Annotated in this window: 20 protein-coding genes; 5 read left to right on the forward strand and 15 right to left on the reverse strand. The window is 64.1% G+C overall.

Annotated features, from left to right (window positions below; translation table 11 throughout):
* Positions 1–7 precede the first annotated feature (7 nt).
* The 7 genes from ccoP to FKM97_RS05685 form a co-directional block, all read right to left on the reverse strand.
* Complete coding sequence (ccoP, locus tag FKM97_RS05655) at positions 8–934, reverse strand: cytochrome-c oxidase, cbb3-type subunit III (RefSeq protein WP_144291417.1); 927 nt, start codon at positions 932–934, stop codon at positions 8–10.
* Positions 935–936: 2 nt separating this feature from the next.
* Positions 937–1,104, reverse strand: a complete 168-nt coding sequence (locus FKM97_RS05660; RefSeq protein WP_144291418.1) for a cbb3-type cytochrome c oxidase subunit 3 — start codon at positions 1,102–1,104, stop codon at positions 937–939.
* Entirely contained in the window at positions 1,104–1,841 is a 738-nt protein-coding gene (gene ccoO / locus FKM97_RS05665) for a cytochrome-c oxidase, cbb3-type subunit II (RefSeq protein ID WP_144291419.1), read from the reverse strand. Before ccoO ends, FKM97_RS05660 begins: the two co-directional genes overlap by 1 nt.
* Positions 1,842–1,852: 11 nt before the next feature.
* Positions 1,853–3,457 carry a cytochrome-c oxidase, cbb3-type subunit I gene (gene ccoN, locus FKM97_RS05670; RefSeq protein WP_144291420.1) on the reverse strand — a complete coding sequence of 535 codons (1,605 nt, stop codon included), beginning with the start codon at positions 3,455–3,457 and terminating at the stop codon, positions 1,853–1,855.
* 105 nt (positions 3,458–3,562) lie between these two features.
* Complete coding sequence (locus tag FKM97_RS05675; protein ID WP_144291421.1) at positions 3,563–5,266, reverse strand: HAD-IIB family hydrolase; 1,704 nt, start codon at positions 5,264–5,266, stop codon at positions 3,563–3,565.
* Between the two features lie 5 nt (positions 5,267–5,271).
* Positions 5,272–5,724, reverse strand: coding sequence for a baeRF12 domain-containing protein (locus tag FKM97_RS05680; protein WP_144291422.1), 453 nt, complete (start codon positions 5,722–5,724; stop codon positions 5,272–5,274).
* 32 nt (positions 5,725–5,756) lie between these two features.
* The gene (locus FKM97_RS05685; protein WP_246104947.1) at positions 5,757–6,617 is read right to left on the reverse strand and encodes a universal stress protein; all 861 of its coding nucleotides are present in this window, start codon (positions 6,615–6,617) and stop codon (positions 5,757–5,759) included.
* Between the two features lie 118 nt (positions 6,618–6,735).
* On the opposite strand from FKM97_RS05685, the gene FKM97_RS05690 reads away from it, so the two are divergent.
* From FKM97_RS05690 to FKM97_RS05700, 3 genes are read left to right on the forward strand one after another with little or no spacing between them, the layout of a single operon-like run.
* Positions 6,736–7,164 carry a hypothetical protein gene (locus FKM97_RS05690; protein ID WP_144291423.1) on the forward strand — a complete coding sequence of 143 codons (429 nt, stop codon included), beginning with the start codon at positions 6,736–6,738 and terminating at the stop codon, positions 7,162–7,164.
* Between the two features lie 26 nt (positions 7,165–7,190).
* A complete protein-coding gene (locus tag FKM97_RS05695; RefSeq protein ID WP_246104971.1) occupies positions 7,191–7,493 on the forward strand; it encodes a c-type cytochrome in 303 nt (100 codons plus the stop codon).
* Positions 7,494–7,515: 22 nt separating this feature from the next.
* Positions 7,516–10,053: a cation-translocating P-type ATPase gene (locus tag FKM97_RS05700; protein ID WP_144291425.1), complete on the forward strand. Its 2,538-nt coding sequence runs from the start codon at positions 7,516–7,518 to the stop codon at positions 10,051–10,053.
* 35 nt (positions 10,054–10,088) lie between these two features.
* On the opposite strand, the gene FKM97_RS05705 is transcribed toward FKM97_RS05700, so the two are convergent.
* Together FKM97_RS05705 and FKM97_RS05710 are read right to left on the reverse strand one after the other, a co-directional pair.
* Positions 10,089–11,072, reverse strand: coding sequence for a zinc-dependent alcohol dehydrogenase family protein (locus FKM97_RS05705; RefSeq protein ID WP_144291426.1), 984 nt, complete (start codon positions 11,070–11,072; stop codon positions 10,089–10,091).
* Positions 11,069–11,785, reverse strand: coding sequence for a CBS domain-containing protein (locus tag FKM97_RS05710; RefSeq protein ID WP_246104948.1), 717 nt, complete (start codon positions 11,783–11,785; stop codon positions 11,069–11,071). The genes FKM97_RS05705 and FKM97_RS05710 overlap by 4 nt, the downstream gene beginning before the upstream one ends.
* Positions 11,786–12,040: 255 nt before the next feature.
* Between FKM97_RS05710 and FKM97_RS05715 the strand changes: the two genes are divergently transcribed.
* Positions 12,041–12,508: an NUDIX hydrolase gene (locus FKM97_RS05715; RefSeq protein WP_144291427.1), complete on the forward strand. Its 468-nt coding sequence runs from the start codon at positions 12,041–12,043 to the stop codon at positions 12,506–12,508.
* On the opposite strand, the gene FKM97_RS05720 is transcribed toward FKM97_RS05715, so the two are convergent.
* Positions 12,505–14,421 carry a hybrid sensor histidine kinase/response regulator gene (locus FKM97_RS05720; protein WP_246104949.1) on the reverse strand — a complete coding sequence of 639 codons (1,917 nt, stop codon included), beginning with the start codon at positions 14,419–14,421 and terminating at the stop codon, positions 12,505–12,507. The genes FKM97_RS05715 and FKM97_RS05720 overlap by 4 nt on opposite strands.
* Positions 14,422–14,439: 18 nt before the next feature.
* On the reverse strand, positions 14,440–15,135 hold the full coding sequence (locus tag FKM97_RS05725; protein ID WP_144291651.1) for a helix-turn-helix domain-containing protein: 696 nt from the start codon (positions 15,133–15,135) through the stop codon (positions 14,440–14,442).
* A 193-nt stretch (positions 15,136–15,328) separates the two neighbouring features.
* On the opposite strand from FKM97_RS05725, the gene FKM97_RS05730 reads away from it, so the two are divergent.
* The gene (locus FKM97_RS05730; protein WP_144291428.1) at positions 15,329–16,054 is read left to right on the forward strand and encodes a response regulator; all 726 of its coding nucleotides are present in this window, start codon (positions 15,329–15,331) and stop codon (positions 16,052–16,054) included.
* On the opposite strand, the gene FKM97_RS05735 is transcribed toward FKM97_RS05730, so the two are convergent.
* The 4 genes from FKM97_RS05735 to FKM97_RS05750 form a co-directional block, all read right to left on the reverse strand.
* Complete coding sequence (locus tag FKM97_RS05735; RefSeq protein WP_144291429.1) at positions 15,992–16,534, reverse strand: hypothetical protein; 543 nt, start codon at positions 16,532–16,534, stop codon at positions 15,992–15,994. The genes FKM97_RS05730 and FKM97_RS05735 overlap by 63 nt on opposite strands.
* Positions 16,535–16,603: 69 nt before the next feature.
* The gene (locus tag FKM97_RS05740) at positions 16,604–17,725 is read right to left on the reverse strand and encodes an ABC transporter permease (RefSeq protein WP_144291430.1); all 1,122 of its coding nucleotides are present in this window, start codon (positions 17,723–17,725) and stop codon (positions 16,604–16,606) included.
* A 1-nt stretch (position 17,726) separates the two neighbouring features.
* The gene (gene rbbA, locus FKM97_RS05745; RefSeq protein WP_144291652.1) at positions 17,727–20,441 is read right to left on the reverse strand and encodes a ribosome-associated ATPase/putative transporter RbbA; all 2,715 of its coding nucleotides are present in this window, start codon (positions 20,439–20,441) and stop codon (positions 17,727–17,729) included.
* Positions 20,438–21,508 carry an HlyD family secretion protein gene (locus FKM97_RS05750; protein ID WP_246104950.1) on the reverse strand — a complete coding sequence of 357 codons (1,071 nt, stop codon included), beginning with the start codon at positions 21,506–21,508 and terminating at the stop codon, positions 20,438–20,440. Before FKM97_RS05750 ends, rbbA begins: the two co-directional genes overlap by 4 nt.
* Between the last annotated feature and the right edge of the window lie 95 nt (positions 21,509–21,603).

Below are 21,603 nucleotides of genomic sequence, written 5' to 3' on the forward strand. Positions count from 1 at the left end.
ACGATCGTCATTTTGCCGCCTGCTGCTTGTTCGCCTCGCCGCCGCCCAGCGAATAGACGTACAGTGCGAGTTCCTTCAGCGTGGCCTCATCGAGCCGTGTCGACCAGGCCGGCATGACGCCGTGCCGCGGCCGGGTGACCTGGGCGAGGATCGATGCGCGGTCGCTCCCATAGAGGGCGATCGCGGTGTTCAGAGCGGGCGCACCGACCTCACGGTTGCCCTGGCCGTTGTCGCCATGGCAGGCTGCACAGTTATCGGCGAAGATCTGCTTGCCGGGCTCCAGGTTCACGCCTTGCGACTGCCGGCCGGATAGGGACAGGACGTAGTCGGCAACCTGGGCGAGCTGGGGGCGATCCAGGATCCCGTCGGCGCCAAAGGCCGGCATCTCGGAGGATCGCGTGTCGGGATCGGCGGTGAAGCGGATGCCATGGCGGATCGTCGTGTAGATATCCTCCAGGGTGCCGCCCCAGAGCCATTCGTCATCATTCAGATTGGGATAGCCGGGGCTGCCTGCCGCGCCGGAGCCATGGCACTGGATGCAATTCACCTGGAATGCGGAATGGCCGCCGGACACGGCAAAGCGCAGCAGGTCTGGGTTATTCTGGATCTGCTCGAGGGAGCCTTGGGCGATCTGCTCGAGCTTTCCCGCCTGCGCCGTCTTCGCCGCCGCAATCTGCTGCTCGACGTCACCGCGGGTCGAATAGCCCAAGAGGCCCTTGGTCGAGGAGGTGACCATGGGAATGGCCGGATAGAGGATGACGTAGCCAATGGCCCAGACGATCGTCGCGTAGAAGGTCCAGAGCCACCAGCGGGGGAGCGGCCGGTCCAGCTCACGGATTCCGTCCCATTCGTGGCCGGTCGTCTCCTGGCCGGTGGCCGCATCAAAATCGCCGCCGCGATCGGCCCCGGCGTGAGGGGTTTGGCGATCGACCATGATCAGTCCTCTTTCTCGTCTCGGAAGGGAATATTTGCCTGGTCGCGATAGTGAGCGGCAGCGCCGGGGCGCAGAACCCACAGGAAAATGCCCACCAGGATGCAGAACAGAAACACCAGCCCCCAGCTGTCGGCGAAATGGCGCAAGGCCTCGTAGCTGACATCCGACATCAGCGCGCCTCCGCCTGGGTGCGTGGCTCATAGCTGGTAAAGTCAACCAGCGTGCCGAGCATTTGCAGATAGGCCACCAATGCGTCCATCTCGGTCACCTCATGCGGCTTGCCGTCGAAATCGCGCACCTGGACCTTGTCGCCATAGCGCTCGGCGAGGGCCGTGGCGTCCCCGGCCGGGTCGGCCTGGGCCTTGAGATCCTGCCTCGCATTGGCGATCATATCGGCGGTATAGGGGACCCCGACCGCCGCATTGGCCTTCAGGTGGCCGGCGATGTCGCGCGTGTCCAGCGCTCGATCGGCGAGCTGTCCATAGGCTGGCATGATCGAGTCCGGCACCACGGCGCGGGGGTCCTTCAGATGCTCCACATGCCAGTCATCGGAGTAGCGGCCACCGACGCGGGCGAGGTCCGGTCCGGTCCGCTTCGAGCCCCATTGGAAGGGATGGTCATACATGGACTCCGCCGCCAGGCTGTAATGGCCATAGCGCTCGACCTCGTCGCGCATGGGGCGGATCATCTGGCTGTGGCAGGAGTAGCAGCCCTCGCGGACATAGATGTCCCGGCCCGCCAGTTCGAGAGGCGTGTAGGGGCGCATCCCCTCGACCTTCTCGATGGTGTTCTGGAGGTAGAACAGAGGCACGATCTCGACGATGCCGCCGACGGTGACCACCAGGAAGCTCAGCACGAGGAGCAGGGTCGCGTTGCGCTCGATGGTGCCGTGATTGAACTTGAACATCTCGGCTTTCCTTATTCGGCAGCCTGGAGCGCCACGAGCGGTTCTCTCGCCCTGACATCGCCGCGGATCGTCTTCCACACGTTGATGGCCATGAGGATGCCGCCGGTGAGGTAGAGGACCCCGCCAAGGGTGCGGATCACATAATAGGGATGCATGGCGGCGACGGTCTCGACGAAGGAGTAGACCAGGAAGCCGAGGCCATCATATTCGCGCCACATCAGGCCTTGCATGATGCCCGCCACCCACATGGCGGAGGCGTAGAGAACGATGCCGATGGTCGCGAGCCAGAAGTGCCAGTTGACCATGTTCATCGAGTAGAGCCGTTCCCGGTTCCAGAGCCGGGGCGTCAGAAAGTAGACCGCGCCGAAGGTGATCATGCCGACCCAGCCGAGGGCTCCGGAATGGACATGGCCGATCGTCCAGTCAGTATAGTGGCTCAGCGAATTCACCGCCTTGATCGACATCATCGGCCCCTCGAAGGTCGACATGCCGTAGAAGGCGACCGCGATGACCATCATGCGGATGATCGGGTCGGTCCTGAGCTTGTCCCAGGCGCCGGAGAGCGTCATCAGACCGTTGATCATGCCGCCCCAGGAGGGCATCCACAGCATGATCGAGAACACCATGCCAAGGGTCTGCGCCCAATCCGGCAGGGCCGTGTAATGAAGGTGATGGGGCCCGGCCCAAATGTAGAGAAAGATCAGCGACCAGAAATGGACGATCGACAGTCGGTAGGAATAGACCGGCCGCTCCGCCTGCTTGGGGATGAAGTAGTACATCATGCCCAGGAAGCCGGCGGTGAGGAAGAAGCCGACGGCGTTGTGGCCGTACCACCACTGGATCAGGGCATCCTGGACGCCGGAGAAGATCGGATAGCTCTTCGAGCCGAGGAAGGACACCGGCATCGCCAGGTTGTTGATCACATGCAGCATCGCGATGGTCACGATGAAGGAGAGATAGAACCAGTTGGCGACGTAGATATGCGGTTCCTTGCGCTTGAAGAGCGTGCCGAGGAAGACCGCGAGATAGACCACCCAGACGATGGTCAGCCAGATGTCCGCATACCATTCCGGCTCGGCATATTCCTTCGACTGGGTGATGCCCAGGAGATAGCCGGTCGCTGCAATGACGATGAACAGCTGATAGCCCCAAAAGACGAACCATGCGGAATTGCCGAAAGCGAGCCGGGCGCCGGTGGTGCGCTGGACGACATAAAAGCTGGTGGCGATGAGCGCGTTGCCGCCAAAGGCGAAGATCACCGCCGAGGTGTGCAGCGGCCGTAGCCGGCTGAAGCTGGTATAGGCCAGGTCGAGATTGAGGGCCGGGAAGGCGAGCTGGCTCGCGATCACCACGCCGACGAGGAAACCCACCACGCCCCAGAACACCGTCGCGATCACGCCGGCCCGGACGACGTCATCCATGTAACCGGTCTGCTCCTGGCGGAACGGGATCATGCGGTCGGCCGTGAAATCCATTGTCCGCAGACGCCAGATCATGGCGCCCAGCATGATCAGCGCGATGAGCGCCATCTGGATCGCGAAGGGGGTGTCATGCGCCTTGGCGCTGGCGACGATCGCCACCAGTGCGGTCAGCCCAAAAATAATGATGAGGTGCATCGGTCTTCCCACTCAGCCACGCGCTTTGGACCCAGAAATCCCGAGTCTCGAGGGGGTCGCCTTGATGCAGATCAATTCCGATGGAAAGGGCGCCAGAGCGCGGCGTCAGGACACGGGCGCCGCATAACGCCGCCAGATCGCCTTGCGCATGCGGCGACGACTCTCCGCCGCATCGAGGGTCGGATCCGCCTCGATCCTGGCGGCGGCGGCAGCAAGGCCCTCGTCCTTGATGACCTTCCTGAACCAGGAGGAATAATCACCGGCGCGCAGGTGATGGTTCCAGGTCGCGTCGTCGACCGAATCGCCAATCTCGATGAAGCGAAACAGGTTCGGCGCCCGGAGGTTCACAGCGAGGTCCGGCCCACGAAAATAGAAGCTGTGCCAGTGGCCGACGTCGCCGACGGCATACTTGCCGGCATGGCGCTTATGGGTCTGGACCGGGACCTCCAGGATCACATGCTCCAATATGCCGGAGCGCAAGGACCAATAGAGCGCCTCGCCTGTCCTGGGTGCTGGAATGCGCTCCGGAACAGGCCTGCCGGTGGATTCGGCGAAGGCCTTGATGGCGTGCTCCGGAGATCCATCCAGCACGATCACCGTCGTCACCTGTCGCAGCGCCTCTATGGCAAGGGAGTTTGGGAAGAGCGTCAGGAGGATGGCGGTGGGGATGTCGTCACCGGACAGCAGATCCGTTACCGGACAGCAGGCGGGCAGCACCTGATGCGCCTCATCGATGATGAGCCAATGGGGCCGGCCCGTCCTTTGCCGCAGCCGTGACGTCTGGAGCAAAACCGAGGCGAAGACCCTGCAGCGTTCCTCCAGGTTCAGCATCTGGGTGTTGATGACGATGCTCACGCCCGTCTCGTTGAGCAGCTTCAGCGCTTCATCCGCCCTCGGGGGGACCCCCGGGCTGCCGATGGGGACCGCATGCTGCAGATCGACGTAGTCGCCTTCCGGATCGAGAATGCAGAACTCGAAATTCTGCTCGGCCATGTGCTCCGTCAGTGCCGTCGCCAACGTCGATTTGCCCGAACCGGAGGGGCCGACGATCAGCACGCTGCCGTCGGTCGACTGGAGGTCGATCGCTTCGCCGCCGGAACCGCGGCCGAGCCGGATGCCGGCGTTCCGGGGAGACGCGAGCTTTGCATCTTCGCGAATGATACGCTCCACCAATTCGACGATGCCGGCGCCATGATCCCCGCGCAGGCAGATGTCCGCCGCCGCCTTGACGGCCGGGAGCGCATTGGCGACCGCAGCCGCGCAGCCGCAGGCCTGGAGGAAAGCGTGGTCGTTCTCGGCATCACCGACGGCGACCACATTCAGCCGAGAGATATCGAGCTCATGGAGTGCCGCAGAGAGGCCGCTGGCTTTGTTGACGCCCGTCGGCAAAACCATCACCGCACCCTTGTTGAACACGATCTGCAGCTCGAGACCCAGCTCCTGGATGGCGCGGAGAACTTTTCCCTGGCAGGGCTCCCAGGTCGCGACAATGCCGCGGCCAACGGAAAGGGGTTCGACTTCGAGGGCTTTCAGCCGTTCGATGAAGGCGGCGGACGGCGGCGGCGCGAGCAGGCGCTCCTGCCCCGACAGGGGATCGAAGATGAGCGCCCCATTCTCCGCGACGACGCGGTCGAAGACCCCGATCCCAGGAAAGATCGGCAAGAGCTCCGGCAGCTCGCGGCCGGTCACCAGGATCAAGCGGCGCCCGGTCGACTTCAGGCGCTCAAGGGCTGCCAAAGTGGCCGGCGCAACGATGCCGTCCTTGGCGATGGTGCCGTCATAGTCTGCTGCGAGCGCCAGGAAATGCACGGCTCTCAGGTCCAGAGTCTCGCCACGTGCTTCTCGATCTCATTGACGGGAAGATTGGTCAGCTCCTTGTCCAGCTCCGCCTTGACGGCGGAGGTGACAGCGGGATCGAGATGGCGCCTCAACTCGGCCAGGGCCTTGGGTGGTGCCGCAACGATCATGCCGCCTGCGGCGCGGTCGCGAAACGTGTCGTTGATCGCCTCGGCCACGCTGCGGACGAATTCGTCCTCGCCTTGCTGGTGCCAGTCCGTCTGCTCGACGGCGCTGGTGGGGAAGCTGCGGCCCTGCTGGCGGCCGGGACGCTCAGTGCCCTGGTCAGAGGTCTTGGGATTGCTGCCGCTTGAAAACTCCCGCTCCACCTGCAGGTTGAGGGCGATGGCATCGCCCTGATTCCGCAAGAGCAGAGCCTTGGTTCCGTCGCAGACCAGCACGTGTTCATCGTGGTGAAGCCGAACACTCATTGAGGAATCCTTCCGCTGATTGGTGCGCGTGATCAATGGGCCATCAGCATGGGCACCGGGCACTCGGTCAGGAAGTCTCGCGTCATCCCGCCGAGAACCGTTTCCCGCAAGCGGGAATGTCCATAGCCTCCCATGATAACGAGATCGGAGCCAAGGCGTTCGATCTCGTTCAAAAGACCCGCCGATTGGCTGTGCCATTCCGGGATATGTCTGAGCTCCGCCGCAATCCCGTGACGCGAAAGGTGACGGGCGAGGTCCGCACCTCGTTCCTCGCCCGCCTCCTCTGCCGGCCGCTCCACATCCGTGAGAGCGACCACCACCTGTTCCGCGCGTCGCAGAAAAGGCATGCCCTCGGCGATCGCCCGGGTCGCCTCGCGCGAACCGTTCCAGGCGATCAGAACCGATGCCGCAGCGTCGCGGGGTTCGCTTGCCGGGGGCACGACATAGACGCTGCGACCGGATTCGAACAACGCGGCTTCGAAGACATTCGGCCAACGACTGTCGCGGTCATCCTTCGAGTAAGGGCGGGTCACCACGAAGAGATCGCTCGATCGTGACTGATCGGCGATCGCGTCGCGCATCTCCATCATGAAGAGGTCCAGCTTGCGCACCTCGCCATTGACCTGCAGCAAGCGGAACCGCTCCGCGAGACGGTCCTTGACCCGCTCGGAATCGACGCGGCCCTTTTGCTGAAGCTCGGCCAGAAGAAGTGCACCGGAGAATTCCGGGGTCGGAGCCCAGACCTCGGCGGGGATCAAGTTCGTATAAAGTCCGGTCAGGTGGGCACCGAACCGGAGGGCGAGGCTTTCAGCATGTTTGATGCGGGCCTCGTCGCCGGACGTGCCATCGAGATGCACCATCACGTCCCTGATTTCCGAAAGTCTCTGGTTCACGGTGGATCCTCCTATGCGCCCCAACAACAGCGTCACACTTGTCCTGCCGCATTGATCGATATCAAGGCGCTCCCTCGCTCGAACGTCAATTCTCGGCTGTAACAGGAGGAGATCGACCATGCTTCATCACATCACCCTGCATCTCGCCCGCAACGCAGAGTTTCCCGCAGGCAGCGTCCGACACGGCTACAATCTTGTGGCGCCGCTGACGGAGGCCGGCCATCTCGATCCGGACGTCTGGGCGGGAGCTCGCGATCGCTGCACCGTCCGCAGGTTCTGGGCCAATGAGGACGACCGGCACGGCCTGCTACGGCACAAGGCCGGAGGTGCCCATGGAGCCACGTGGATCATCGATTACGACCCCGACTCGAGCGACGATGACGAGCCTGGCTATCGGTTGGAGTCGCATGTCTTCGCGCCAGGCGAATATGTGACGATCAAAGACCAACAGGGTGCGCACACCTTTCGGATCGCAAGCGTTTCAGCGGTCCCGTCACCCCAACCGTCCTCCGCCGCGGTCAGCGGCATCGCGGGCCCGCGGCCGTGAGGGCGGCAGTCACGGGGATGGTGCTGATGCTCGCGGGGGTGACCGCAGCTCAGGCCGAGACCCCATCCGAGACTCCATCCATCCGCCGCGGCCGGGCACTGGTGCAGCTCTATTGCTCTTCCTGCCACGCCATCGGCCTGACCGGTGAGAGCCCGCTCGCCATCGCGCCGAAGTTCCGCGACCTGCACAAGAACTATCCCGTGGAAGATCTCAGCGAAGCGCTGGCGGAAGGGATCGTCACCGGGCATCCGTCAATGCCGGAATTCCAGCTTCACCCCGCCGAGATCATTGATGTGATAGGCTATCTAAAGACCCTCGAAGAGCCTTGAGCAGAAAGTTTAGGCGAGCAGGATGATTTCTGCTGTAGATGCCCGCTCGCCCGAGATGGGGCTGACGTCGGCGGAAGCGGCCATCCGTCTGCGTCGAGACGGACCCAATGAGCTGCCGCGCGCGGAGCACCGCTCTTCCTTGCGCATCGTGCTCGATACGGTGCGCGAGCCCATGTTCATGCTGCTGCTCGCGGCCGGTGTTCTCTATTTCATCATCGGCGATCCGCTCGAGGCCGCAATCCTGTTCGGTTTTGCGACCCTTTCGGTGGTCATCGCCGTAGTCCAAGAACTGCGGACAGAGCGAGCGCTCGAAGCCCTGCGCGATCTCTCGAGCCCGCGCGCGCTAGTCCTGCGAGACGGTGTGGAACGGCGCATTCCGGGGCGGGAGGTGGTGGAGGGCGATGTCATCCTCATCGCCGAGGGTGATCGCATTCCGGCGGATGGCATGCTGCTGGCCGCCGCCAGCCTGGAGGTGGACGAGTCGCTCCTGACGGGCGAATCGATCTCGGTGCGCAAGTCGGCAAGCCATGGTGCACCTTCGGGCGCCGTTCGGGCGGGCAGCGACACTCCCAGCGCCATCTTCTCCGGTGCCCTTGTCGTGGGCGGCCATGGCCGCGCCCGCGTGGTGAATACCGGCGGGCGCACGGAGCTCGGGCGCATCGGCCAGAGTCTCAGCGACATCGAGCGTGAGCCGCCCCGGCTGCGCGCCGAGACGCGGCGACTTGTCCGCCTTTTCGCCATCGTTGCCGTCTTCGTGAGCGTGCTGGCTGGCCTCCTCTATTACACGCTTGCGGGCGAGGACTGGTCCACGGCCACGCTCGCCGGCATCGCCTTGGCCATGGCAATGCTGCCGGAAGAATTTCCCCTCATCCTCACCGTGTTCACGGTCATGGGCGCCATTCGCATCGCGAAAGCCCGCGTCCTGACGCGGCGTGCCGCGGCGATCGAGGCGCTTGGCGCGGCGACCGTCCTGTGCACGGACAAGACCGGGACACTGACCGAGAACAGAATGAAGGTGGTGGAGCTGCGCAACGCCCATGGCCGGCTCGTCACCATTCCTTCTGGCCCGGACCGGGATCGCGCGGGTGCACCGCTGATGCAAATTGCGGTGCGGGCCAGTCGCGACAACAGCTTCGATCCCATGGAACGCGCCATTCACCAGGTCGGCGCATCCGCCGATGTCGAATCGCTGGCGCCAGTTCGCGATTTCGGTCTGCGCGAAGACCTGCCGGTCATGGCACGGGCCTGGCAAGAGGCTGGCTCGGAGCGCAGGATCCTGGCCGCAAAGGGGGCGCCAGAAGCCGTGGTCAGGCTTTGCCGCCTGTCGGATCCGGAGGCCACCACCGCCCTTGCCGCCGCGCGCGAGATGGCGATGCGGGGCCTGCGCGTCCTCGGGCTTGCGGATGGTGAGTTCATCGATCGTGGCAGCGCCCGGCTGGAAGACCAGACACTTCAGTTCCGAGGACTGCTCGCCCTGGCCGATCCGCTGCGCGAAGGCATTCCCGATGCCGTGCGAGAGTGCCGCGCCGCCGGCATCCGCATCGCCATGGTCACGGGCGACCATCCCGGCACGGCGGCGGCCATTGCAGGCGAGGCGGGCCTTGCCGCCGAACCGGTGGTCACCGGTCTCGAGCTCGCTGCCCTGGATGATGAGGGCTTCGACAGAAAAGTTCGCGAGGCGGCCGTGTTCGCCCGCATCCTGCCGGAACAGAAGCTGCGCATCGTGCAACGGCTGAAGGCGCAAGGGGCGATCGTCGCCATGACGGGGGACGGGGTGAATGATGCCCCCGCCCTCAAGGCCGCCCATATCGGGATCGCCATGGGCGGACGCGGCACGGATGTCGCCCGCGAAGCCGCCGCCATGGTGCTCCTCGACGATGATTTCAGCTCGATCGTGCGCACCATAAGGCTGGGACGGCGCACCTTCGATAATCTTCGCAAGGCCATGAGCTATGTCATGGCGATGCATGTCCCCATCGCCGGCATCGCCTTCCTGCCCTTGGTCATGGGTCTGCCGCCCTTGCTGGGGCCCTTACACATCGCCTTCGTGGAGATGTTCATCGATCCGGTGTGCTCCATCGCCTTCGAAGCCGAGCCTGAGGAGCGCGATCTCATGGACCGGCCGCCGCGTCCGGCAGCGGCACCGCTCCTGCCGCTCTCGCTCATGTTGTGGAGCCTGGTGCAAGGACTGGCCGCCTTCGCTGCGGCCGGCACGGTCTATGTCCTGTCGCTAGAGCTCGATGCGCCTCAGGACATTGTTCGCAGCCGCACCTTCCTCGCGCTGGTCCTTTCGAACCTCGCGCTGATCATCGTGGACCGCTCTTTCAGCTCGTCGCTCTGGACGGCCCTGACGCGGCCGAACAGGGCGCTGATGCTGGTGGTCGCGGCGGCCCTTTCCATCCTCGCCTTGGTCTTCGGCGTGCCCCAGCTCGCGCGGCTGTTCCAGTTCGGCGCCGTCGGAATGGCCGGCTTCGGCATGTCGATCGGCGCAGCGGTTGCCGTCGTTCTGCTGCTCGAGGGGGCAAAGGCTGCAGGGATCGCCGCACGCCTTCGGCGGTGAGCCCCCACAGGGCATCAGCAGCTGCAGCAGCATGGTCACGGCACCAGAACGGCAGCACCTTGGAAGCGGCCTTCGCGCAGATCCTCCAGCGCCTCGTTGGCGCGCTCGAGAGGATAGACGGTGGTGGTCATCTCGATTCCCATCTGCGGTGCCAGCTTCAGGAATTCGACGGCGTCGCGACGGGTCAGGTTGGCGACCGAAACGAGCTCCCGCTCCTCCCAGAGGAGATCGTAGGAAAATTGCGGGATGTCGCTCATGTGGATCCCGCCGCAGACCACGCGGCCGCCCTTGCGGACCGCCCGCAGCGCCAGGGGGACAAGGGCGCCGACGGGCGCAAAGATGATGGCCGTGTCCAGGGGCTCGGGCGGCGGCTCGTGAGAGGCGCCCGCCCATTTGACGCCGAGGGATCGGGCCAGCGCCTGGGCCGCCTCATCGCCGTCGCGGGTGAAGGCATAGACCTCGCGGCCTTGCCAGCGACAGACCTGCGCGAGGATGTGGGCCGCAGCGCCGAAACCGTAGAGGCCGATCCGGTGGCCGTCGCCGGCGATGCAGAGGGAACGCCAGCCGATCAGGCCCGCGCACATCAGCGGTGCCGCAGCGACCGGATCGCCACCCTCCTCCAGAGGGAACGCGAAGTCGGCGTCCGCCACCACGTGAGTGGCAAAGCCGCCGTCGCGGGTGTAGCCGGTGAAGGCGGGGTGGTCGCACAGGTTCTCCCGGCCCGCACGGCAGTAGCTGCACTGGCCGCAGGTATGCCCCAGCCAGGGAATGCCGACGCGGGTGCCGACGGCGTGGGTGGTGACCCCGGCGCCGAGCGCGTCGACGCGGCCGACGATCTCATGGCCGGGAATGATGGGCAGGCTCGCTTGCGTCAGATCGCCATCGACGACATGAAGGTCGGTGCGACAGACGGCGCAGGCCTCCACCTTCACCCGGATCTCGCCCTGCCCGGGAACGGGATCGGGTCGCTCCTCCAGCTGGAGCGGCCGGCCGATTGCTGCGAGCACCATCGCCTTCATCGTGGGCTACCTGACTGATCCTCCATTTCGGGGGCGGTGACGGCCATGCCCGACATGGGCTCGATCCATTGCAGATTGTTGGTGACCGACTTCACGCCGCTAATATTTTCCGCTAGCACCCGGGCCGCCAGGCGCTCGCGCTCATCCAGGACGCTGCCGGTCAGTTCCACATGGCCAAAGCGGACGATCGCATCGATCATGCCGCTGCGGCCCCAGCTCTGGTGCTTGAGCTCCGCCAGGATGGCTGACCTTATCTGCTGGTCATCGAGGAACGCGGATCCGCTTTCCGGGAGGACGTTCAACAAAGCGCGCAGGATGTCGGCACGGGCGATAATTCCCACCAGCCTGCCCCTATCCACGACAGGCAGGCGCTTGATATTATAGGTCTCGATGGATTCGACCACATCGAGGAGTTCGGCATCGAGACTGGTCACCTTCACGTCCGTCGACATCAACTCGCCGACCCTGCAACCATGGGCGTGGACATATTCCTCCGCACTCCTGCCCGGGCTCATCAGGATGTCGCGCCACCACGGGCGCTTGCGGTCGGTTCGCAGTTCGCTGCGGTGAAGGAGATCACCCTCGGTGATCATGCCGAGGAGCTCGCCATTGCCATCCACGACGGGAAGGCCGCTGATATGGTGGTCGAGCATCAGCTGAACCGCCTGCTTGATGGACGCCGACGGTGCGACGGTCACGGGTCTCGTGGTCATCACGTTGGCAACGCAAAGGCGCGGTCCTCTCGCGCTCAATCGCATGTCTGACATGGCTACATTCCTCATTCCGGTCGGGCTCGGGGAGCGAGCCGCTGGTCGATCCCACCCCCATGATGGCATGCCTCCCGCACAAGCGGCTTGACGTCGATCAAAGGTGATGGCCGCCGGCGATCTGCGAGGCTTGTCACACCGAACAGGTCTTCGATATGAAGAGAGCTCTCGCCGCTCCCGGTGAGACGGGAGACACCAGCCATGGCCGTCAGGAGCGCCGGGATCGTATTGTACCAGGTGGAGGATGGCGAGATCTTCGTCCTCCTGGTGCATCCCGGGGGACCGTTCTGGAGGCGGCGGGATCTCGGGGCGTGGTCGATCCCGAAGGGCCAATATGGCCGTGAGGAGGATCCCGAGGACGCAGCCCGGCGGGAATTTTCGGAAGAGGTGGGATGCCTGCCGGAGTGCGCGCTTCAGCCTCTCGGCAGCATCCGGCAGGGCAATGGGAAGCAGGTCACGGCCTTCGCTGCCGAGGCGGCGTTCGACCCGGCGGAGTTCCGAAGCAATTCCTTCGAGATGGAGTGGCCGGCGCGGAGCGGGAGCATGCAAAGCTTTCCCGAAGTCGACAGGGTCGAATGGTTCGCCCTGCCGGTGGCGCAGAGAAAGATCCTGAAGGCGCAGCAACCTTTGCTCGAGAGGCTGCAGGCGCTCGTCCTCGGCCGGGGCTAGTCCAACAATTCCCGCAGACGGATGGCGAGATCCTTCGCCGTGTAGGGCTTCTTCAGCCAGCTGCCGGTCTCGGCAAGCTCGCGGCCGGCGATGCTCGGCTCGGCATAGCCGGACGTGAACAACACCTTGATCTCAGGCCGCGTGGCGCGAACCTTCCTGGCGAGTTCATCGCCGCTCAGTCCCCCCGGCATCACGACATCGGTGAACAGCAACCGGATCTCGGGATGCCCGCCGATGAGGGCCAGTGCATCGAGACCATTGCTCGCTTCCAGGACCGTGTATCCGGCCTCCTGCAAACGCGCCACAGCGATGCGGCGGACACGCGGGTCGTCCTCGACGACGAGGATCGTCTCATGCCCGCGAGGAAGGTCGGACCGGGCACTATCGGCCAGTTCAAGACTCACGGCCGGCATCTGGTTCTTGGCTGCCGGGAGGAACAGCCGCACGCTCGTGCCCTTCCCGAGCTCGCTGTAGATCTGGACATGGCCGCCGGACTGCCGCACGAAGCCGTAGACCATGCTCAGACCGAGGCCGGTTCCAGACCCCGGTCCCTTCGTGGTGAAGAACGGCTCGAAAGCGCGCTGCCGGACCTCCGCCGACATGCCCTTACCGGTGTCTGTCACGGAGACGAGAACGAAATCACCGGTTCGCACTTCGGGATACAGGCGGGCATAGTCGACGTCGATCTGGCTGCGCGCGATCTCGATGGACAACTGGCCGCCCCGGGGCATGGCATCGCGGGCATTGATCGCCAGATTGAGCAGGGCATTCTGGAGCTGCGAGGCATCGACAAGGGCATCATTGGCGGCGCCGACGACGACGGTGCGCAGCTCGATGGTCTCACCAAGGGCGCGACGTAACAGGTCGGAGAAGTTCGTCACCAGCCGGCCGATATCAGCGAGCTTCGGGTTGAGAGGCTGCCGTCGGCCGAAGGCCAGCAATTGCCCCGTGAGCTTGGCGCCATCATTCGCCGCGTCCTGGGCCTCCTGCAGCAGGATGCGGAGGTTCTCGTCGCGAATCCGGCTCTCCAGCATCTCGAGATTGCCGCTGATGACCGTCAAAAGATTATTGAAATCATGGGCAATGCCCCCGGTCAGCTGACCTACTGCCTCCATCTTCTGGGCCTGACGCAGTTCCTCCTCCATCTTGTGGCGGCTGGTGAGATCCCGGATGAAGCCGGTGAAGATGCGTTCTCCCTCGGCGATGGCCTCGCCAATCGCCAGCTCCATGGGAAAGACAGTTCCATCCTTCTTCAGACCGTTCACGACCCGGCCATAGCCGATGATGCGGCGCTCTCCGGTGTGGAGATAGCGACTGAGATACTGGTCATGCGCCTCGCGGTCGGGGTTGGGCATCAGCATCTTCACGTTCTGTCCGCGAACCTGATGGGCGGTATATCCGAACAGCTTCTCCGCCGCGGCGCTAAACGAGGTCACCGTCCCGCGCTCGTCGATGACAACCATGGCTTCGGGTATGGTATCGAGAATGGAACTCAGATGCGCCTCGCGGGTCGCGAGAACCCCCTGGGCGAGCTTGAGATCGCTGATGTCGTTGCTGGTCTGGACGATCACCAGCTCGCTGGCCTGGCTCGGATTGGGGACGACCCAGCGGCTGGCGACGTGGACCGCCTGGTGGTTCTTATGGCGATGGAGAAGCTCGCCTTCCCAACTGCCGAACCGCTGAATCCAGGAACGGATCTCGGCTACGGGAATCGGGAATTCGGTGCGCAGAAGCTCGTGAAAGACCTGGCCAATGGCTTCGTTGCGGCTCCAGCCATAAAGCTGCTCGCAACCGCCCGTCCAGCGGCTGATGCGGCCTGAGAAATCATGCACGATGATGTTCGTGCCATCGAGAACCTGGACAATCTCATCCAGAATCCGATCATTCGGCGCGACCCGCTCAGTCGTCGTCACAGAGATCGGTTCCGCAGATCATGCATGGGGCCATACGGCCTGATGGACATTCGCGTGGATGGTGGGGCGAAAATCCTCGTCGTCGTCCCCCGCAATGGTGGCAAGTTCCTTCATGTTGCGGATGATGATGGCATGGCGACCACTCGGAGCGATGATCTTCCGGTTGAAGAGCTTCGTCATCGTGCGCGAGACCGTCTCGATGGTCAGGCCCAGATAGTCGGCCATGTCCAGCCGGGTCATAGGGAGCTCGATTTCCGGGCAGAGTGCAGCATCCTGGCACAGGCGCCGGGCCAGCATCAGGAGAAAGCTCGCGACCCGCTCCTCGGCATTCTTGCGCGCGAGGAGCACCATCTGATCCTGGGCCGCGGCCATCTCGTCGCAGAGCCTGGCAAAGAGCTGCGGTCGGAGCTCGGGACTTTCGTTGATTTCGGTTTCGAAACGCATGCGGGTGAAGCGACGGACCTTCGTCGGTGTGATAGCCTCAGCGGTATAAAGGTAACGCTTTTTCAGGGAGACGCCAACCAGATCGCCGGGATAAATGAAACCGGTGATGACCCGCCGACCGTCCCCGAGGATCCTGAAGATGCGCAGGACGCCTTCCAGGACTTCGAAGACATGGGTGGCATCGTCACCCTCCCAGAACAGGGCAGCTCCGCAGTCAAACTTCTCCACCGGCTGGTTGGAAAACAACGCTTGCAGCGTGGGCGCGGGCATATCCGTCGGCGCGACAGCCTTGCTGGCGTCGGCAAACCGTGCGAGTGCGTGTTCCACATACATGGCGGTGTTCCCGTGATGACGTTGACAGCGCCATCTGACGGGCGTCACGTAACTGCAGAACGATTGTGTTGTGACGGATCGTGCAAAATTGTAACCGTTTGTGACAGCGGACAGAAGTTCGGGGGCCCAAATGGCTGAGCCGCAAGCCGATCCGGAGCATGTGCTCGTCGTCGACGACGATGCACGCATCCGGCAGATGCTCCTCCGCTATCTCGAGGGCGAGGGTTATCGGGTGTCCGCCGTCGCCGACGCGCAGGCTGCGCATGACTGCCTGGCGCGCCACTCCATCGACATCATCCTCCTCGACCTGCAACTCCCTGGCGGCGATGACGGCCTCAGCGTCGCCCGAGCGATCCGCAGCGGCTCCGACGTGCCGATCATCATGGTGACCGGGCGCGACGACGTGGTCGACCGAATCGTCGGTCTCGAGATCGGAGCCGATGACTATGTGACCAAGCCTTTCCATCTGCGGGAAGTGCTGGCGCGCATGAAGACCGTCATGCGCCGCCGCAAGCCGGCTGCAGCACCCAGCAGCGAGTCGAAGAGGAGCCTCCAGTTCGACGGTTGGAGCCTCGATCTGGATCGGCGTCAGCTGATCTCGGACGAGGGCGTCGACGTCGCGCTGACGACGGCGGAGTTCGATCTCCTCGCCATCATGGCCCGCCATCCAGGGCGCGTGTTCACCCGCGAGACCTTGATGGATTTGACAAGGGGGAGGGCCTTCGACGCCTTCGACAGGGTCATCGACGCGCAGGTGGCGCGGCTGCGCAAGAAAATCGAAAAGGATCCGAAATCACCCGCGCTCATCAAGTCGGTGCGCGGCGTCGGCTATGTCTTCACCGGGAAGATGTCCTGATCGGCCGCTGTTCTGCGGCTCGACGGCAAGAAGCTGAATGCTGGACGCCTCATGAGGCTCATTGCGGAGATACTGAGCCACCGCCTCCCAGGACAAGGTCATCAGCCGCAGCGTGCGGCAATCGAGGCCCCAAGCGATCGCCTTCAGATGGTCGATCAACTCCGCTGTGACGCCAGCCTCGTCGGCGGCACTGCTGATGATGAGAATCGGAACGTCGAGGACGTCACCCTGGCTAGGGTCGCGGCTCACGGCGACCAGGCACAGGCCGCGTATGTAACCCTTGGGAGCGACGGCCACGTAAAGGCTGCGGCCGCCAGAGAGGATTCCTCCCGAAGCGAACACCAGATCACAAAAACCGCGCCAGTCCGTCAGCTCCATTGGCGGCCACAGGGCCTGCACCAACGGAAAGGCCAAGTCCGTCTGGTCTCGCACCATGACGTCGATCTTGTAGGTTGGCGGCGCCGAGGGCTTGGTCATCATGGTGCAACATTAGCCTGCGGATCCGGTTCCACTATGATCTAGCGCAAAGTCCGCGGCCTCGCGGAGGCCTCAGCGCATGGTCAGCAGCGCCTTTCGGAAGCGCAGCTTGGCGAAGAGAAAGAACGCCACGCCGAAGACCACCAGGAGCGTCAGTTGCGGCCACACCGTCGACAGCCCGGCGCCACGGTAGAGGATCGCCTGGGACAGGCTCACGAAATGCAGGGCAGGCGAGACCTGCATGATCGCCTGGAGCCATGTCGGCATGCTTTCCAGCGGAGTGGTGCTGCCGGACAGGAGGTTCATGATGATCAGCACCGGCATGACGATCAGGCCGAACTGGGCCATGGAGCTGGAGACGGTGGCGATCAGGATGCCGAGGGCGGTGATCGAGAACAAATAGAGCGCCGTTGCCAGAAGGAAGAGGGAAATCGAACCGGCGATCGGCACGCCGAGCATGATCTCGACGACGACCATGAGCGAGACGGCGGCCGCAACGATTATGACGAGACCATTCGCCCAGATCTTGGCCAGCATGATCTGAGTGGCCGACACGGGCATGACCAGCAGATGTTCGATCGTTCCGTGCTCGCGTTCGCGGATCAAAGCGGCACCGGTGAGGATCGCCGCGAGCATGGTGATATTGTTGATGACCTGCATGACCGAGGTGAACCAGGCGGATTTCAGGTTCGGATTGAATTTGGCGCGGACGACGACTTCGATGGGCTGCTCCCTGGCGGCCTGGGGAACCGTCGCCAGCACCTCCTGGACGAGAATGTTCTGGATGTAAGCGGCACCATTGCCGGCCAGGGACATGGCGGTCGCGTCGATGTCGAGCTGGATGGATGGTTGCAGGCCGGCAACGACGTCCTGCTGGAATTTTGGGGGAATCTCGATGACGAAGATGTAGCGGCCGGCATCCATGGCGGGATCGATTTCGTCGGCGTCGATGAGAACCGGCTCCTTGAAGAACGGTTGGAGCAAGGCATCGCGCAGACGGAAGGAGAGAGCCGAGCGATCTTCGTCAACCACCGCGACGGAGGCGTTCTCGACCTCGAACTTGGCACTGGTGCCGACGGTGTAGACTGCAATGGTGAACGTATAGAGGATCAACAACGCCAGCACCGGATCGGCCTTGAGGCTGTACAGCTCCTTGATGCCGAGGCGGAAGACCGTCTTGAGGCTGCTCAGCATCTCACGGCCTCTGCTTGCGGAGTGCGAGCGCGGAGGCTGCAATGAAGCCGATCGCGAACAGGGCCAGCACCAGGATATCCAACCAGAGCGCCTCGAAACCCAGTCCCTTGGTGAAGACGCCGACGGTGACGGGTTGATACCAGGCGGAGGGGAAGCCCAGGCCGATCACCCGACCGGCGCCGGTGAGAGAGGAGACGGGGACCAGGAGGCCGGAGAAATTGACGGCAGGAATGATGGCGATGATGGCGGTGGCGAAAATGGCCGCGACTTGGCTGCTGACGAAACTCGACAAGAAGAGGCCGAAGCCGGTGGTGGCAAAAATATAGACGATCGAGGCGAGCACCAGGGTCGCCAGGGAGCCCTTGACCGGTACGTCGAAGACGAAGCGGGTCAGAAGGACCAGCGATATGAAGCTCAGAAACGCGATGACCACATAAGGGAGCTGCTTGCCGAGGAGAAATTCCAGCTTGGTGACCGGGGTCGACTGGAAATTCGCGATGGACCCGGTCTCCTTCTCCTTCACGATGCCGAGGGCCGACATGATGGCGGGGATCAGCACCAGCATGAGCATGATGACGCTGGGCACGATGGCATTGACGCTTTTGAAGGCCTGATTGTAACGGAAGCGGGGCTCAATGGTGATGGGGTAGGGCGCCTGCGCGATGCCGTATCGGCGAAGCGACTGATCCGCCATGTAGCTCAAGGCGATGCCGGTCACGTAGCTGCGGGTGGTCTCGGCGCGGAACGGCATGGCGCCGTCGAGCCAGACGCCCAGTTCGGGGCGCAGACCGCGCAGCAGGTCGCGGCCGAAATCGGGTGGGATCTCGATCGCCAGCTTGAGCTCCCCGCTCTTCAGCCGGCTCTCGAGATCGGCGGCATTGGCAATGGGTGGCCGTTCCTCGAAATAGCGCGAGCCCTGGAAGCTCTCCAACAGTTCCCGGCTCTGGGTGGATTGATCCTGGTCGAAGACCGCGAAGGGGAGGTCCTCCACGTCAAAGGAAATGCCGAAGCCGAAGGTGAGGAGCAGGAGCGCTGGACCCAGAAGCGCGAAGGCGAGGCGTGCGGGATCACGCAGGATCTCCAGAGTCTCGCGCCAGGAATAGGCCCAGAGCCGTCGGGGATCGAAGAGGCGGGATTTCTGCTCCCGGGAATGGACGACCGGGGCGGGGGGCGCAGCGGCCGCACCGGGGACCGTCTCCTTCTCGAGCACCGCGATGAAGACATCCTCAAGCGTTCCATCCCCATGGGCCGCCTTCAGCTCCGCTGGACTGCCGACGGCGAGGACCTTGCCGGCATGCATCAGGGAAATGCGGTCGCAGCGTTCGGCCTCATTCATGAAATGGGTGGAGAGGAAGATCGTCACTCCGTCCTTGCGGGAGAGCTCGATCAGGCTGCGCCAGAAGGTGTCGCGCGCCACAGGATCAACGCCGGAGGTCGGCTCGTCGAGGATAAGGATCTCCGGGCCATGAATGAGCGCCACGGCCAGCTGCAACCTCTGGCGGATCCCCAAGGGCAAGGCGTCGGGCCGGCTGTCGGCGCTCGCGACCAGATCGAAACGCTCGAGCATCTCGCGCACGCGGGGGCCGACCTCCGACGGCGGAAGGTCGAACAATTGCGCATGCAGCACGAGGTTCTGCCGCACCGTCAATTCAGCATAGAGGGAAAACGATTGGGACATGTAGCCAACGCGGCGACGGGTGTTCATGTCGTTGGCATCGAGCGTGTGGCCGAACAGCTTGGCCTCGCCTTCGGTGGCCGGAAGCAGCCCGGTGAGCATCTTCATGGTGGTGCTCTTGCCGCTCCCGTTGGAGCCGAGGAAGCCGAAGATCTCGCCCTTGCCAATCCGGAAGCTCACATGATCGACGGCGGTGAAGGTCCCGAACCGGCACGTCAAGCCCTCCGCTTCGATGGCTGGGGGCCCCTCATGGCGCATCGGCGGCGGATCGGGAAACGGCTCGGCCGTGCCGCGCTGGCCGTCCGGGAGGAGGGCGATGAAGGCCCGTTCGAGATCGACCGCGCCCGTGCGCGCCTTGATCTCCGAGGAGGTGCCGGTGGCGATGACCCGGCCCTTGTCCAGAGCGGCCAGCCAGTCGAAGCCGTCAGCCTCTTCCATATAGGCGGTAGCAACGACGACACTCATCTGTGGCCGCCGAAGGCGCATTCGATTGATGAGTTCCCAGAACTGCCGGCGCGACAGCGGATCGACGCCGGTGGTCGGCTCGTCAAGGATCAGAAGGTCAGGATCGTGAATGAGGGCGGCGCAGATGCCGAGCTTCTGCTTCATTCCGCCGGAGAGCTTCTGGGCCGGGCGGTCGGCAAAGGCGCGAAGGTCGGTTGCGGCCAGCAACTCGTCGATTCGCTCGCGTCGTTCCGCACCACCCTGGCCGAAGAGACGGCCAAAGAAATGCAGGTTTTCCTCTACGCTCAGGGTGGGATAGAGGTTGCGACCCAATCCTTGCGGCATGTAGGCGATCCGCGCGACCCGGGCGCGACGGACGGCTGCCTTCGACATGTCGCCGCCCAGCACCTGCACCGCGCCATTTTGAAGACGGGTGACGCCGGCTGCCAGCGACAGCAGCGTGGATTTGCCAACACCGTCGGGCCCGATCACGCCGGCGAGGCAGCCGCCGGGAATGGCGAGCTCGATCTTCTCCAGTGCTATCGTCTTGCCATAGCGATGGCTGACCTGGCCGAAGGTGACGACGGGGTCGGTCATTGCGGCAGCTTGACTGCGAGTTTCTCCGGCCATGTGGCCGCCTGACTGGTGCGGACATAGGCAATGCCGCGGACGCCGATCTTCACCCGGCTCTCATATTGCTTCAGGAGGGCGGAGGAGAGCTGCAGCTTGACCCGGAACATGAGCTTCTCGCGCTCGTCGGCGGTCTCGACGGATTTCGGCGTGAACTGGGCGCCCGCGGCCACGAAGGAGATGGTGGCCGGGATCACATAGTCCGGGGCGGGGTCGAGGACGATGCGGGCTTCGTCGCCGAGCGCCAGGCGGCCGGCGGCATAGGCGGGCAGGAAGATCGTCATGTAGACGTCGGAGAGATCGAGCAGCGTCACGACCGGCGCGCCGGCGGCGACCACCTCGCCGGCATGGGCAAGGCGGTACTCCACCCGCCCCCGGCGGGGTGCCGTCAGGACCGCATCGTCCAGCAGCGAGCGGATGCGCGCCACCTCGGCGCGGGCGACGTCGGCACCGGCTTGCGCTTCATCGTAGCTGGCATGGGCGGCGCGCTCGCCAGCCTCCGCCACATTCAGCCGGCTGCGGCGGTTGTCGAGCTCCTGTTGCGTGGCATAGCCCCGGGACTGGAGGGTTTCCGTGCGACGAAACTCCTGCTGGGTGAGAAGCAATTCGCTCTGCCGCTGGGCGATGGCGGCCTCCGATTCCGCTATGGCCCGCTCACTGCGCCGGACCTGGGCCTCGGCCCCCTTGAGCTGCGCTTCCAATTCGGAGGTGTCCATGCGTCCGACGACGCTGCCGGCCTCGACCGTCTGGCCCTCCTCCACGAGCAGCTCTGCGATGCGGCCGGCAAACTTCGCCGAGACCAGGATCTGCTCGGCCTCGATGCGGCCGTTGGAGGAAGCGACGTCGCGAGGCAGCCGGTCGCCACCGAACCGCTGCCACAGCTCCTGCAGACGCTGCTTGAAATTCGCTTCCTGGGCATGGGTGGTGGGGGTTCCGGAGAACGAAACGACCCCGAGGATCGCCATGAGAAGGAGTGCAATTCTGCCTGTCCGCAAAGCCGAGAGTCCCGAATGATCGCTGCCGTGATGCATCATGAGCTTCCGATGAGCTTGCCTCTTTAGCGAGGTGTGCGGATCCTGGCCTTGATGCAGATCAGTTCCATGCCGCAATGCATCTGTCATGTGCTTTG

The organism is Rhodoligotrophos appendicifer (assembly GCF_007474605.1).
GTDB lineage: Bacteria > Pseudomonadota > Alphaproteobacteria > Rhizobiales > Im1 > Rhodoligotrophos > Rhodoligotrophos appendicifer.

Bases quoted from the DNA above. Each gene is read 5' to 3' on its own strand.
- FKM97_RS05690 (WP_144291423.1), top strand. From the start codon at position 6,736: ATGCTTCATCACATCACCCTGCATCTCGCCCGCAACGCAGAGTTTCCC.
- rbbA (WP_144291652.1), bottom strand. From the start codon at position 20,441: ATGACCGACCCCGTCGTCACCTTCGGCCAGGTCAGCCATCGCTATGGC.
- FKM97_RS05695 (WP_246104971.1), top strand. From the start codon at position 7,191: ATGCTCGCGGGGGTGACCGCAGCTCAGGCCGAGACCCCATCCGAGACT.
- ccoP (WP_144291417.1), bottom strand. From the start codon at position 934: ATGGTCGATCGCCAAACCCCTCACGCCGGGGCCGATCGCGGCGGCGAT.
- FKM97_RS05725 (WP_144291651.1), bottom strand. From the start codon at position 15,135: ATGCCCGCGCCCACGCTGCAAGCGTTGTTTTCCAACCAGCCGGTGGAG.
- ccoN (WP_144291420.1), bottom strand. From the start codon at position 3,457: ATGCACCTCATCATTATTTTTGGGCTGACCGCACTGGTGGCGATCGTC.
- FKM97_RS05740 (WP_144291430.1), bottom strand. From the start codon at position 17,725: ATGCTGAGCAGCCTCAAGACGGTCTTCCGCCTCGGCATCAAGGAGCTG.
- FKM97_RS05730 (WP_144291428.1), top strand. From the start codon at position 15,329: ATGGCTGAGCCGCAAGCCGATCCGGAGCATGTGCTCGTCGTCGACGAC.
- FKM97_RS05750 (WP_246104950.1), bottom strand. From the start codon at position 21,508: ATGATGCATCACGGCAGCGATCATTCGGGACTCTCGGCTTTGCGGACA.
- FKM97_RS05700 (WP_144291425.1), top strand. From the start codon at position 7,516: ATGATTTCTGCTGTAGATGCCCGCTCGCCCGAGATGGGGCTGACGTCG.
- FKM97_RS05680 (WP_144291422.1), bottom strand. From the start codon at position 5,724: ATGAGTGTTCGGCTTCACCACGATGAACACGTGCTGGTCTGCGACGGA.
- FKM97_RS05735 (WP_144291429.1), bottom strand. From the start codon at position 16,534: ATGATGACCAAGCCCTCGGCGCCGCCAACCTACAAGATCGACGTCATG.
- FKM97_RS05705 (WP_144291426.1), bottom strand. From the start codon at position 11,072: ATGAAGGCGATGGTGCTCGCAGCAATCGGCCGGCCGCTCCAGCTGGAG.
- FKM97_RS05660 (WP_144291418.1), bottom strand. From the start codon at position 1,104: ATGTCGGATGTCAGCTACGAGGCCTTGCGCCATTTCGCCGACAGCTGG.
- ccoO (WP_144291419.1), bottom strand. From the start codon at position 1,841: ATGTTCAAGTTCAATCACGGCACCATCGAGCGCAACGCGACCCTGCTC.
- FKM97_RS05710 (WP_246104948.1), bottom strand. From the start codon at position 11,785: ATGACCACGAGACCCGTGACCGTCGCACCGTCGGCGTCCATCAAGCAG.
- FKM97_RS05715 (WP_144291427.1), top strand. From the start codon at position 12,041: ATGGCCGTCAGGAGCGCCGGGATCGTATTGTACCAGGTGGAGGATGGC.